This window comes from Enterobacter cloacae complex sp. P40C2 (assembly GCF_014930695.1).
GTDB lineage: Bacteria > Pseudomonadota > Gammaproteobacteria > Enterobacterales > Enterobacteriaceae > Enterobacter > Enterobacter pasteurii.
Window position 1 is genome coordinate 753,552 of sequence record NZ_JADBRP010000001.1, and the last position, 12,875, is coordinate 766,426.

At 54.2% G+C, this 12,875-nt stretch carries 14 protein-coding genes; 6 read left to right on the forward strand and 8 right to left on the reverse strand.

Features of this window, described 5'->3' with window-relative positions:
* The first annotated feature begins 58 nt into the window (after positions 1-58).
* The 3 genes from IM304_RS03645 to IM304_RS03655 all read left to right on the forward strand — a co-directional run bounded on the left by IM304_RS03645 (position 59) and on the right by IM304_RS03655 (position 2,819).
* The gene (locus tag IM304_RS03645) at positions 59-985 is read left to right on the forward strand and encodes a Kdo(2)-lipid IV(A) acyltransferase (protein WP_148421768.1); all 927 of its coding nucleotides are present in this window, start codon (positions 59-61) and stop codon (positions 983-985) included.
* A 142-nt stretch (positions 986-1,127) separates the two neighbouring features.
* Positions 1,128-2,345, forward strand: a complete 1,218-nt coding sequence (mdtG, locus tag IM304_RS03650; RefSeq protein ID WP_193356308.1) for a multidrug efflux MFS transporter MdtG — start codon at positions 1,128-1,130, stop codon at positions 2,343-2,345.
* Positions 2,346-2,444: 99 nt separating this feature from the next.
* Positions 2,445-2,819: a MysB family protein gene (locus tag IM304_RS03655; RefSeq protein ID WP_148421770.1), complete on the forward strand. Its 375-nt coding sequence runs from the start codon at positions 2,445-2,447 to the stop codon at positions 2,817-2,819.
* 7 nt (positions 2,820-2,826) lie between these two features.
* Here the strand turns inward: IM304_RS03655 and IM304_RS03660 are convergent, their stop codons facing one another.
* The 3 genes from IM304_RS03660 to mdoG all read right to left on the reverse strand — a co-directional run bounded on the left by IM304_RS03660 (position 2,827) and on the right by mdoG (position 7,192).
* Positions 2,827-3,054 (reverse strand): YceK/YidQ family lipoprotein, encoded by a 228-nt coding sequence (locus IM304_RS03660; protein WP_148421771.1) that lies wholly within the window; start codon positions 3,052-3,054, stop codon positions 2,827-2,829.
* Between the two features lie 63 nt (positions 3,055-3,117).
* Positions 3,118-5,646, reverse strand: a complete 2,529-nt coding sequence (gene mdoH, locus IM304_RS03665) for a glucans biosynthesis glucosyltransferase MdoH (RefSeq protein ID WP_193356309.1) — start codon at positions 5,644-5,646, stop codon at positions 3,118-3,120.
* Entirely contained in the window at positions 5,639-7,192 is a 1,554-nt protein-coding gene (mdoG, locus tag IM304_RS03670) for a glucans biosynthesis protein MdoG (RefSeq protein WP_193356310.1), read from the reverse strand. The genes mdoH and mdoG overlap by 8 nt, the downstream gene beginning before the upstream one ends.
* Before the next feature lie 255 nt (positions 7,193-7,447).
* Here mdoG and mdoC point away from each other — a divergent pair, with 255 nt between their 5' ends.
* Positions 7,448-8,587: a glucans biosynthesis protein MdoC gene (mdoC, locus tag IM304_RS03675; RefSeq protein WP_193356311.1), complete on the forward strand. Its 1,140-nt coding sequence runs from the start codon at positions 7,448-7,450 to the stop codon at positions 8,585-8,587.
* A 41-nt stretch (positions 8,588-8,628) separates the two neighbouring features.
* Here mdoC and ymdB read toward each other — a convergent pair whose 3' ends face one another.
* The 5 genes from ymdB to csgB all read right to left on the reverse strand — a co-directional run bounded on the left by ymdB (position 8,629) and on the right by csgB (position 11,068).
* Positions 8,629-9,165, reverse strand: coding sequence for an O-acetyl-ADP-ribose deacetylase (gene ymdB / locus IM304_RS03680; protein WP_176610648.1), 537 nt, complete (start codon positions 9,163-9,165; stop codon positions 8,629-8,631).
* A gap of 80 nt (positions 9,166-9,245) precedes the next feature.
* Positions 9,246-9,569, reverse strand: a complete 324-nt coding sequence (locus tag IM304_RS03685; protein WP_148421776.1) for a type 1 fimbrial protein — start codon at positions 9,567-9,569, stop codon at positions 9,246-9,248.
* 160 nt (positions 9,570-9,729) lie between these two features.
* Positions 9,730-10,062: a curli assembly chaperone CsgC gene (csgC, locus tag IM304_RS03690; protein ID WP_148421777.1), complete on the reverse strand. Its 333-nt coding sequence runs from the start codon at positions 10,060-10,062 to the stop codon at positions 9,730-9,732.
* 55 nt (positions 10,063-10,117) lie between these two features.
* Positions 10,118-10,573, reverse strand: a complete 456-nt coding sequence (csgA, locus tag IM304_RS03695; protein WP_148421778.1) for a curli major subunit CsgA — start codon at positions 10,571-10,573, stop codon at positions 10,118-10,120.
* Positions 10,574-10,612: 39 nt separating this feature from the next.
* Positions 10,613-11,068: a curli minor subunit CsgB gene (csgB, locus tag IM304_RS03700; RefSeq protein WP_193356312.1), complete on the reverse strand. Its 456-nt coding sequence runs from the start codon at positions 11,066-11,068 to the stop codon at positions 10,613-10,615.
* A gap of 742 nt (positions 11,069-11,810) precedes the next feature.
* Here csgB and csgD point away from each other — a divergent pair.
* On the forward strand, positions 11,811-12,461 hold the full coding sequence (csgD, locus tag IM304_RS03705) for a biofilm master transcriptional regulator CsgD (RefSeq protein WP_176610651.1): 651 nt from the start codon (positions 11,811-11,813) through the stop codon (positions 12,459-12,461).
* 4 nt (positions 12,462-12,465) lie between these two features.
* A complete protein-coding gene (gene csgE, locus IM304_RS03710; RefSeq protein ID WP_176610652.1) occupies positions 12,466-12,855 on the forward strand; it encodes a curli production assembly/transport protein CsgE in 390 nt (129 codons plus the stop codon).
* The last annotated feature ends 20 nt before the right edge of the window (positions 12,856-12,875 follow it).

Genomic DNA, 12,875 nt, shown 5'->3' on the forward strand with positions numbered 1-12,875 from the left:
GGCTATGCCTTAAAAAATGAGACAATAGCTCCTCAGGACGTTAGAACACAGGACAGACATGACCCAGTTACCGAAATTTACTGCCGCGCTTTTGCATCCCCGCTATTGGTTAACATGGTCAGGCATTGGCTTGTTGTGGCTTATTGTACAACTTCCTTATCCCGTTCTCTTCCGAATGGGTAAAGGTCTGGGTCGCATTGCTCAACAGTTTATGAAGCGTCGCGCCAGGATCGCGTATCGCAACCTTGAGCTTTGCTTTCCTCAGATGAGCGAATCTGAGCGCCACGACATGGTGGTGAAAAACTTCGAATCTGTCGGCATGGGGCTGATGGAGACCGGTATGGCCTGGTTCTGGTCGGATAAACGCATGGCGCGCTGGACAGAGGTGGCCGGTACCGGTATGGATCCGGTGCATAATCTCCAGGCTAACCAGACCGGCGTTCTGCTGATTGGCGTACATTTCCTGACGCTCGAAATTGGCGCGCGCATGTTCGGCATGCAGGCGCCGGGCATTGGCGTGTATCGTCCTAACGACAACCCGGTGATCGATTTGATCCAGACCAACGGCCGCATGCGCTCCAATAAAAGCATGATCGACCGTAAAGACCTGAAGGGGATGATCCGCGCCCTTAAATCAGGTGAAGTGGTCTGGTATGCCCCCGATCATGACTACGGCCCGCAATCCAGCGTGTTTGTTCCGTTCTTCGCGGTAGAGGACGCGGCTACCACTACCGGGACCTGGATGCTGGCGCGGATGTCCAAAGCGGCTATCGTGCCGTTTGTGCCGCGCCGCAAGCCGGACGGTTCGGGCTATCAGCTCATTATGCTGGAGCCGGAACTCGCGCCACCGCTGGATGACGCAGAAACCACCGCGCGGTGGATGAACGGCATCGTCGAGCAATGCATCATGCTAGCGCCGGAGCAGTACATGTGGCTGCATCGACGCTTCAAAACCCGCCCGGAGGGCGTCCCTTCCCGGTATTAAACTGCATGCGGCCTTCCGGGGCCGCATCGCGTTTTAGCTTTAAAAGCTCTCCCGCATTGCGACAACCATAACCCAGGCGCATAATTAGCAGGCTTATTACCTCACTGGTCACGGTGCCCTGCACCTCTTAATGCGGATAGTTATGTCCCCCTCAGATGCTCCCATAAACTGGAAACGTAACCTGACGGTTGCGTGGCTGGGTTGTTTTCTTACTGGCGCCGCCTTTAGCCTGGTGATGCCCTTCCTGCCCCTCTACGTTGAACAGCTGGGCGTCACCGGCCACGGCGCGCTGAACATGTGGTCGGGGCTGGTATTCAGCATTACGTTCCTGTTTTCCGCCATTGCATCGCCGTTCTGGGGCGGGCTTGCTGACCGTAAAGGCCGAAAAATCATGCTGCTGCGCTCGGCGCTCGGAATGGCCATTATCATGCTGCTGATGGGGGTGGCGCAGAACGTCTGGCAGTTCCTGATACTGCGCGCGCTCCTGGGCCTGCTCGGCGGGTTTATCCCGAATGCCAACGCCCTTATCGCCACCCAGATCCCGCGTCATAAAAGCGGCTGGGCGCTCGGCACGCTCTCCACCGGGGGAGTAAGCGGCGCGCTGCTTGGCCCGCTGGCAGGCGGGCTGCTGGCCGACCACTACGGTCTTCGGCCCGTCTTCTTCATTACCGCCAGCGTGCTGTTTCTCTGTTTCCTCGTGACGCTTATCTGCATCCGCGAGAACTTTACGCCCGTGGCCAAAAAAGAGATGCTGCGCGCCCGCGACGTGCTGGCCTCGCTAAAAAATCCGAAGCTGGTGCTGAGCCTGTTCGTCACCACCATGATTATCCAGGTGGCGACCGGCTCGATCGCCCCTATCCTCACGCTCTACGTGCGCGATCTGGCCGGAAACGTCAGCAGCATCGCGTTTATCAGCGGACTGATCGCCTCCGTTCCCGGCGTGGCCGCGTTACTAAGCGCGCCCCGGCTCGGCAGGCTGGGCGATCGCATTGGCCCGGAAAAAATCCTGATCTGCGCCCTGATCGTCTCCGTTCTGCTGCTGATCCCCATGTCGATGGTGAACTCACCGTGGCAGCTCGGCGTGTTGCGCTTCCTGCTGGGAGCGGCGGATGGTGCGTTGCTCCCGGCGGTGCAGACGCTGCTGGTCTATAACTCCACCAACCAGATTGCCGGACGTATTTTCAGCTACAACCAGTCGTTTCGCGATCTGGGTAACGTCACCGGGCCGCTGGTCGGGGCGGGGATTTCGGCCAGCTTCGGCTTCCGGGCCGTTTTCATCGTTACGGCTGGCGTCGTGCTGTTCAACGCGGTTTATTCGTGGCTCAGTTTATCCCGGGCGCTACGTCCGGCGCGGGAATAAGACACTATCGTGACGGCTAATTTTCGCATTCGTACTTGCAAAAGCAGATAATCAGCTATCCTTTCCCTGAATACCTTCACGAAAAACAGGGAGACACCAATGACCATGTACGCCACGCTGGAAGAAGCTATCGATGCCGCTCGCGAAGAATTCCTCGCCGATAACCCCGGCATTGAGGAAGAAGATGCTGACGTGCAACAGTTCAATATTCAGAAATACGTCCTTCAGGACGGCGATATTATGTGGCAGGCCGAGTTCTTTGCTGATGAGGGCGAAGACGGAGAATGTTTGCCGTTACTGAGTGGTGAAGGTGCGCAGGCCGTATTCGACGGCGACTATGACGAAATTGAGTTACGTCAGGAGTGGCTCGAAGAGAATACGCTGCATGAATGGGATGAAGGCGAGTTTCAGCTGGAACCGCCGCTGGATACGGAAGAAGGCCAGGCCGCAGCGGACGAATGGGACGAGCGATAAGTTACCGCTACTCGTACGGACCGTGGCTGGCATCGATGGGCAGCAATAGCGTATCGAAAATCAGCGAAAACGGCAGATCGAGCACGGTGAGATAGCGCCATGCGGAATCGCGAACGTCCCACTGCACGCCGGGATAATACTGATTCCCGTGGCCCTGTCCGGGAATGGTGCGGCTGATAATGCTGCCGCAGCCGCTGAGCAGGCATGCCGTTATGATAACGATGAAGATTTTCATTGTTTAACCTCTAAAAAAATACCGGCGCTTAAGCCGGTATTTTATGTGGCGGGTAAAGAAGCGTTACTTCGCCTTCAGCGCAAGCGGATTCAGCTTCACGTCCTTATAGTAGTTCACCCACGAAGAGTATCTCTCCGGCGCGGACCACACGCGGTAGTGAAGCCTTGCCATCGTCACCGGATCGCTCAGCAGTACCAGACGACGGTCGCGGTTAAGCTTTTCTGGCGTCTCGTTCAGCGCCTGCTCAACGTGACGATCGCGGGCGATCTCCAGCACCTGGCTGGCACGGTGACGCGCGGTCGCCATTGCTGTCGCCAGCGCGTTAAATGACGGGTTAAACACGGCGTGCATAAAGCCATCATCGAGCGAGCGTTTGCGGTTCTGCTCCAGATAGGTATCGGTATCAACCAGCACCTGCGGCGGAGAATACTCTTCCGGGATCAGGAACAGCTTCCAGCGCTTGGCGCGCAGGCCCACCGTCGAACGGCTGGAGATCACCGACACAAACGGCGACAGGATCAGCGAGAAGACGATTGGCGCAAGCCAGAACAGGAAACGCAGATCCAGCCATGCCATACCGACCGCCCACACCAGGCCCAGCAGCAGCTGGGAGCCATGGCGCATAAACGCTTCGCTCCACGGCGTAGAGTCATCATCACGCTGCGGCGAATTCCACACCACTTCCCATCCCAGGAACGCGCTCACCACGAACACCGTATGGAACAGCATGCGCACCGGTGCCAGCAGGACCGAGAACAGCACTTCCAGCAGCAGTGAGAGGGTAACGCGTAAGAAACCGCCGTACTCTTTCGAGCCTTTGCACCAGATCAGAATGATGCTGAGCAGCTTAGGCAGGAACAGCAGCACCATGGTTGAGGCAAACAGCGCAATCGCCAGTTCCGGTCGCCACTGCGGCCACACCGGGAACAGCTGGCGCGGTTGCAGGAAGTACTGCGGTTCCGTCAGGGCATGCACGACCTGCAACGCGGTAGAGAGCGCCAGGAACATAAACCACAGCGGCGCGGACAGATAGGACATCACGCCCGTCAGGAACACCGCGCGGTGAACAGGGTGCATCCCTTTCACCAGGAACAGGCGGAAGTTCATCAGGTTACCGTGACACCAGCGGCGGTCACGCTTGAGTTCATCCAGCAGGTTCGGCGGCAGCTCTTCATAGGAGCCCGGCAGATCGTAGGCAATCCAGACGCCCCACCCTGCACGACGCATCAGCGCAGCTTCCACAAAGTCATGCGACAGAATGGACCCGGCAAACGACCCTTCACCCGGCAGCGGCGCCAGCGCACAGTGCTCGATGAACGGCTTCACGCGGATAATGGCGTTGTGGCCCCAGTAGTGAGATTCACCCAGTTGCCAGAAGTGCAGACCGGCGGTAAACAGCGGTCCGTAGACGCGGGTGGCAAACTGCTGGCAGCGCGCATAGAGCGTGTCCATGCCGGACGCCTTAGGCGAGGACTGAATGATACCCGCGTTCGGGTTGGCTTCCATCAGACGGACCAGCCCGCTCAGGCAGTCGCCGCTCATCACGGAGTCCGCATCCAGCACGACCATGTAGCTGTACTGGTTACCCCAGCGACGGCAGAAGTCATCGATGTTCCCGCTCTTACGCTTCACGCGGCGGCGGCGGCGACGGTAGAAAATCTGCCCTTCACCCTGCACTTCGGCAATCAGCTCCATCCAGGCCTTTTGCTCTGCCACGCAGATGTCCGGGTTGTAGCTGTCGCTCAGGATATAGACGTCGAAATGCGCCGCGTTACCGGTAGCCTTTACGGACTCCCAGGTCGCACGAAGCCCCGCGAATACGCGGTCAACGTCTTCGTTACAGATAGGCATGATCAGCGCGGTACGGTGCTCAGGATTGAGGGGTTCATCCCCGACCGTCGACGCGGAAATGCTGTATTTGTCACGCCCCATCAGCAGCTGCAGGAAGCCCATCAGCGCGGTCCAGAACCCGGCGGAGACCCAGCAGAACAGCACGGCGAACAGCAGGAGGATACCGCTCTGTAAGATATACGGCAGCAGCTGCATGAAGGAGACCCAGATATCCTGGCCAATCATGTCGGCAGGGTTAATCAACGCCCAGCCCTGGTACGGCAGAATAGATTTCATGTACCAGGTGGCGACGACGGTCTGCGCCAGCGTCAGCAGCAGCAGAATGTAGCGACGAATGGTTCCCACGGTACGCCACTTCTGCTCGGACGCCTGCTGCTCTTTGGTCAGACGTGACAGATAGCGCGGCGTAACGTCACGCCCGCGCAGGCGATCCCAGAAGCGGCCCACCGGGTTGGTGCGCCACGGATCGGGGAACATGGAGGAACGCGTGGCCTTCGGCATTGCCTGCAGCTGGTCACGCCCTTCGTCATCCTTGATCAACTGCCCTTCCGCCAGCGAGTCCGGCCACGCCTGTTCCAGGCGTGCCTTCACTGACCCCAGCGGCGTGTCATCATCACGAGAAAACGGACGATGTTCGCCATCCAGCGCGGTGTGAACCGCGCGGATGTCGCTCGCAGGGAGTGCCGCTTTTTCAATGTCCGTCAGCGGCATGGCATCAATATATTCAGATGTATTATTCATTGGCAGGTAGCTGGTAGCTCCAGGTTTCACTCAGCGGCTTATCGTTACTGACCAGCGCGGCGCGCATTTCAGTGGTCTGTTTCGGATCCTTCACTTTCACGCGCAGGGTCAAACGCCACCCTTTGGTTACCGGGTTGTAGCGCACGGCATTTTCAACGATTTCACCGTTGTCGCCAATGCTGGCCTGTGCCGTCACGGCAGTATCCGGTGCCAGTTTTTTCATATCCTGGCCGGTGAAGTCCACGATGAATGCCAGCGTACCGTCCGGCTGACGAATAAGGTTGGACTGCTTCACATCACCCGTTGAACGACGCGTCTGCATAACGTACGCGTTATCCGGTGCGTGGAGCTTGTCTTCGTCACGGCTGAAGGTGATCGCATATTTGAAGTTCATCTCTTTACCGGCTTCCGGCAGCTGATCCGGCGTCCAGTAAGCCACGATGTTGTCGTTCGTTTCATCGTTGGTTGGAATTTCAACCAGCTCGACCTTACCTTTACCCCAGTCGCCCTTCGGCGTAACCCAGGCGCTCGGGCGCAGATCGTAGCGGTCATCCAGATCTTCAAAGCGGGAGAACTGACGGCCACGCTGCAGAAGACCAAAGCCCTGCGGGTTTTCCATCGCAAAGCTGCTGACGGCCAGATGTTTCGGGTTGTTCAGCGGACGCCAGATCCACTCGCCGTTACCGGCATGGATGGACAGGCCATTGGAGTCATGCAGTTCGGGACGGAAGTTGGTCGCCGGAGACGGCTGGTTCGGCCCGAACAGGAACATGCTGGTCAACGGCGCAACGCCCAGCTTGCCCACTTTATCGCGCAGGTAAACTTTAGACTGCACGTCCACCACCGTGTCACGCCCTGGCATAATCACGAAGCGATAAGCGCCAGTCGCACGAGGGGAATCAAGGAGCGCATAGATGGTGAGACGTTTGTCGGTTGGTTTTGGACGTTCGATCCAGAACTCGCGGAAACGCGGAAACTCTTCACCTGATGGCAGCGCGGTATCAATGGCCAGGCCGCGCGCAGAAAGCCCGTACACCTGCCCCGCGCCGATTACGCGGAAGTAGCTGGCGCCAAGCATGCTGACGATTTCGTCGTTTTTATCTTTGCTGTTGATCGGGTAAAGCACCTTAAAGCCTGCGAAGCCGAGGTCTTTCACCGTATCTTTATCGTGTTGCACATTGCCAAAATTGAAATAATCCGGGCTGTACTTGATCTTGCGAACCGCGGTTGCCGTCACTTCATTGATGGCAACAGGCGTGTCGAAGTACATACCCTGATGATAAAATTCAAGCTTGAACGGGGTTTTAATATTGTTCCAGTACGCTTTATCGTGATTGAACTGGATCTGCTGATAGTCCGCGTATTTCATGTCGCGGAAAACGGAGGGCAGGTTACTTTTTGGCGCTTCATAGCTCTTGCCCGCCATCGATTTTGCCTGTTTTGCGACATCATCGATGTTAAAGGCCAGTGCAGATGAGGTATACAGAGACAACAGCACTGCAACACCCAACCAACGCATTTTCATTACTTGTGGTTTATGTTTCATAATAAGTAAGCACTTCCCCCTTTGTGTGCTTATATCGATCCGATCCATTTTAATGGAAACTCAGGCAATCCGACAACATTATCACTGCTTTGTTCAGCTCGCTGGCTCATGGAATAAGCAAATGAAAGAACCCGCTTTTCACTTTGCGTGCTTATCCTGGAGACAGGGTGTCGGTCTTGGTGTAGGGTTGGCTCCGAATGTAACCATTAAGAGCCTTATGGATAAGGCGAAAAGTCTGAGAATGCGCAACGCGATATGAGCACACCCCCTGTAGAACGTGAATATTTCCTCGACTCGATCCGCGCATGGCTGATGCTGTTGGGGATCCCTTTTCACATTTCACTGATTTATTCCAGCCATACCTGGCACGTGAACAGCCAGATGCCTTCGTGGTGGCTTACGCTGTTTAACGATTTTATTCACGCCTTCCGCATGCAGGTGTTTTTCGTTATTTCCGGCTATTTCTCCTACATGCTCTTTTTGCGCTATCCCCTGAAGCGATGGTGGAAGGTCCGCGTGGAGCGCGTTGGGATACCGATGTTGACGGCGATCCCCCTGTTGACGCTGCCGCAGTTTATTATGCTGCAGTACGTCAAAGGGAAGACGGAAAGTTGGCCGAATCTCTCTCTGTATGAAAAATACAACACCCTGGCCTGGGAGCTGATATCTCATCTCTGGTTCCTGCTGGTGCTGGTGGTGCTGACCACGGTAAGCCTCGCGATCTTCAGCTGGCTGCGCCAGCGGGCGAGCACAGCATCCCGCACCTTCTTCTCCAGCATCACCCTGGGCAAGCTGTCGCTGCTGTTTTTTGCGCTGGGAATCGCTTATGCGGCCCTCAGGCGCACCCTTTTCATTATCTACCCGCCCATTCTGAGCGACGGGCTGTTTAATTTTGTGGTGATGCAAACGCTGTTCTACATTCCCTTCTTCCTGATCGGGGCGCTGGCATTCATTCATCCGCGGCTTAAGGCGCTGTTTACTACCCCCTCCCCCTGGTGTGCCGTGGGTGCTGCTCTGGCCTTCGCGGCCTACTTGCTCAATCAGCGCTACGGCAGCGGGGACGCGTGGATGTACGAAACGGAAAGCGTGATAACCATGCTGATGGGCCTGTGGATGGTGAACGTGGTGTTCGCGCTCGGCCATCGCCTGCTGAATTTTAAATCCAGCCGCGTGACCTACTTCGTTAATGCTTCGCTGTTTATCTACCTGGTTCACCACCCGCTGACGCTGTTCTTCGGCGCTTACATCACGCCGCATATCGCGTCAAACGCGCTGGGCTTTTTCACCGGCCTCGTCTTTGTGGTTGGCATTGCCGTTGTGCTGTATGAAATCCACCTGCGGATCCCGCTATTGCGTTTCCTGTTCTCAGGAAAACCACAGGTTAAAGCAGGATAAAAAAACGGCGCCGCAAGGGCGCCGTTTTTGCCTCCCAGACATCAAAACGCCTGGCTGCGCTCGGTCAGCAGCCGTTGATACAGGTCGGCGGTCTCTTCATCGAAACAGACAAAAATGACTTTTTCCGGCATGGGCTTGAGGGAAAGGTAGTGATAAACGGTATTCACGGCGATCGCGGCAGCCGCCTCTTTTGGATAACCGTAAACGCCCGTACTGATGGCCGGAAATGCCATCGTCTTATACCCGTTATCTGCCGCAAGCCGCAGGCAGTTGCGATACGCCTGCTCCAGAATCTCAGCCTCATGGCGATCTCCCCCGTGCCAGACGGGGCCAACGGTATGGATCACCGCTTTGGCCGGCAGATCGCCCGCCAGCGTAATAACAGCATGCCCCGGCGGGCACTCTCCCTGCTGCTGTCTTACGACCTTACACGCCTCAAGGAGCCGAGGTCCGGCAGCCCGGTGAATGGCACCATCCACGCCGCCCCCACCCAGCAGGGAAGAATTGGCAGCGTTGACGATCACGTCTACGTGCACCGTCGTGATATCGCCATGAACTACGTCGATTTGCGGTCTCATAAACACCCCCTACACCCCGCCTTTTTCATCAGTGTATCGCAGAGGGCGAAGGAGAAAAACCGTCGTACCAGAATCGGCGATTAACGGTAGTCCACCTGAACGACCGCGAGCGTTTTCTGTTCATTCAGGTATTTCATGGTGACGGCAGCCAGATTTGACCGAGACTGATGGCCGCTTAAAGCCTCGTCATAGCTGATGGTTTGCGTATTGATATGGTTATTATCCGGGCAGGAAATGGAAAGCTGCCGATGCTGCTGAGGAGTGACGTCGCACGGATCGGCCACAATCGCGCCGCGAAAATGAATAATCCCTCCCTTTTCAATCGTGGCTGAATACGCCGGAGAAAAAAAGGCGGACAGGATCAGTCCCATACCGGAAATAATACACGCTGCGGATTTGATCATTATTTGTACTCCTCAATGAAATTCGTCCTTGAGGGGTAAAAACGCTCCGTTATGACCTATGAAGTATCACGTTACGGAACCAAATTGCGGGGTTCTTGATATCAGCATAGCTCACCTTTGCAGGTCCGCCACTTTTATAAATCATTGATTTCATGAATCATTAAAGCGTACTCATCGGCGCGGTCCACTGCTGGGATAAATGAAGCGATTTTCCATCGGTAACGGTGACAATTATTTTTACCGCATCCCCTGAACCCATATTTAAACTTATACGGGTTAAATCAATCGGCTGATTAGCGGGGATAAAAAGGGTATTTTTCTGCCGGGAGATACTTTTCCCAGCCGGCCCCTGGCGTACGGATAAAACGTCGACCCGGCAGCGGCAGGCGTCCACCAGCGTGACCCGCGGAATAATGGCGATCGTTTCGTCCTGCCGAGAGGTATTGAACGTTATCTGGCCTGAAAGCGCGGCCAGGAGAATGAGTGTGCTCATGATGTCCTCACGAAAAAAAACAGGGCACACGCCCTGTTTTTAGCACGGAGCAGAATCAGTACTGATGCGCGGTGGCGTTGTTGCCGAAGCCAACCTGCTGCACGGTCACCGTTGAACCGGACGCGGTCTGGTCTACAGCCGCGCCGTTACCGCCGCCGAACTGTTTCACGCTGATAACCGAGTCTTTGCTGTTCCACTGGTCAATGGTTGCACTGTTACCAAAGCCTTTTTGCAGCAGATCGATGGAGCTGTCATCAGAGCCCTGCCCTACATCTGCGCCGTTACCGCCACCATGCTGGGTAATGGTCAGTTCAGAGTCTCTGGCATCCGTCTGCAGGGCCAGCGCGGAGTTACCGCCACCGTACTGGTAAATGCTCAGGGTTGAGTCAGGGCCATTATTGCCGCCTCCCCATCCACCGCCGTGGCCGCCGCCAAACTGTGGTACCGCACCTGCGAAAGCACTGCCAGAAACTACGATTGCTGCAATAACTGCCACTTTGAAAAGTTTCATGGTAAACCCCCATCGGATTGATTAAGCCGTCGCGGATGGCTAGCGTTGAATAACGCGAATAGCCATTTGCGACTGTCTCTGTACTACAACTGCTGTTTTCTGCGTACCGTACTGCGTTATATTCGCCCTGTTACCCGAGCCTTTCTGGATAATCATGGCGGTATTGCCGAAAGCCCCCTGCTTAATACTCGCATCGTTGCCGTTACCGGACTGATCGATATAAGCAAGGTTATAAGCCCCTGACTGATCGACGTTCGCTCGGTTATTTCCCCCATCCTGAGAAATTACGGACAGTAATTTAGCACCGCCCTGGCGAACATCAGCATTATTCCCGGATCCCTGTTGACCAATAATGGCGGCCTGATTATATGAAGCTTTACTTAATTCATTAATCGCGAAGTTATATTCAGAAACGGCTAAATCTGAAGCTCCTGCGATTACAAATCCAGGCGCACCCAGTAATGTAAACATCATAAGCAACGTTTTGTTTTTCATGCTGTCACCCTGGGCCTGGCAATAAAAGAAACGTTTACTCCGTCGTTAACGCGGTTCGTTTTGTTAACGCCGCGTTACGAAAAACATTATGTCTGCCGGAAGTTATTTAATATCTCACCCGAGCTTATTATTTTTATATACCGCTTCACCTCAAAGTCGTAAATTTCGCCCCGGAAGCTGCCCCGCACGACAAATGCAAAAAGAAGATACTCGCTTTGCCGTTGTACAACGAACAGGCGGACCGTCTAACTTTGGCTGGCCTCCTGCGCATGAAAAAGCACATCCTTTACGATCCGCGTGACGCGAAGCAAGTTTTCTTAAGAAAAACGTCCTGCTTAGAAAGGGCTTACTTTTTTTACGCTTCTCATACCCTCTGCCGGCTGGCCTGCGATAATACAAAGCAATAAACATCAGCCGGTTATAATAGTTTGCATGACGGATAAAATCTGTGCATCATTATTCACCTGTACAACTTTCACATCAACGTAAAATCAATATCTCGCGCAAAATACACATTTTAATATCCAGAGTTACATTCTGTTACAGGATTAACACTTGCTTTAAAGTTTGCAATAGCTAGATTGAAAACAGCAGCACGTTATTTGTTTTTAAATTTACCGCCTCCTCTGGAGGGGGTTTTTAACTACACACAGCAGTGCCACACCTGTCAGTACTTCTGGTTCCTCTTTCAATTACACGAGAGGGCTGCTGCCGGGTGTCATAAATAAAGTGGGGTTTCATCATGTTTAATGAAGTCCATAGCTTACCCGGTCATACGTTATTGTTGATCACCAAACCTTCTTTACAGGCTACAGCGTTGTTGCAGCACTTAAAGCAATGTCTTTCACTGAGCGGGAAACTGCATAATATTCAACGTTCTTTTGATGACATCGCGCCTGGCAGCATCATTCTACTCGATATGATGGAAGCGGATAAAAAACTGATCCATTACTGGCAGGATAATTTAAGCAGGAAAAACAATAATATCCGTTTGCTATTATTGAATACCCCTGATGAGTATCCCTTCCGCGAAATAGAGAGCTGGCCACATATCAACGGCGTATTTTACGTCACTGAAGAAGAGAACCGTGTCGTAGAGGGGTTGCAGAGCATATTGCGCGGAGAGTGTTATTTCTCGCAAAAGCTTGCCAGCTACCTGATTACCCACTCCGGCAATTATCGCTATAACAGTTCAGAATCCGCACTTTTGACGCACCGTGAGAAAGAGATCCTGAACAAACTGCGTATCGGTGCTTCAAATATTGAAATCGCCCGTTCGTTATTTATCAGCGAAAATACGGTTAAGACGCATCTTTATAATCTTTTCAAAAAGATAGCTGTTAAAAATCGCACGCAGGCGGTGTCGTGGGCAAACGATAACCTCAGGCGCTAATAGCATGAAAAGCACGCTGAACTGGATTGCCGCCGCAGGCTTCCTGTTTGCTGTCGGAAGCCTTCAGGCTGTTGAGGTTGAAGTTCCGGGGCTGTTAACCGACCACACCGCTACCTCTGTCGGACACGATTTTTATCGCGCCTTCAGCGACAAGTGGGAAAGCGACTATCCCGGTAATTTAACCATCAACGAGAGGCCCAGCGCGCGCTGGGGAAGCTGGATCACAATAACAGCTAATCAGGACGTTATTTACCAGACCTTTTTATTTCCAACGAAAAGAGACTTCGATCGGAACGTCGCTTTCGCGCTGGCACAAACAGAAGACGCTATTAACCGCCTGCAGTTAGACAAAGCTCTTTTGAGCACCGGCGATTTAGCAAAAGATGAGTTCTAGCAACGATACCTATTTCGGAG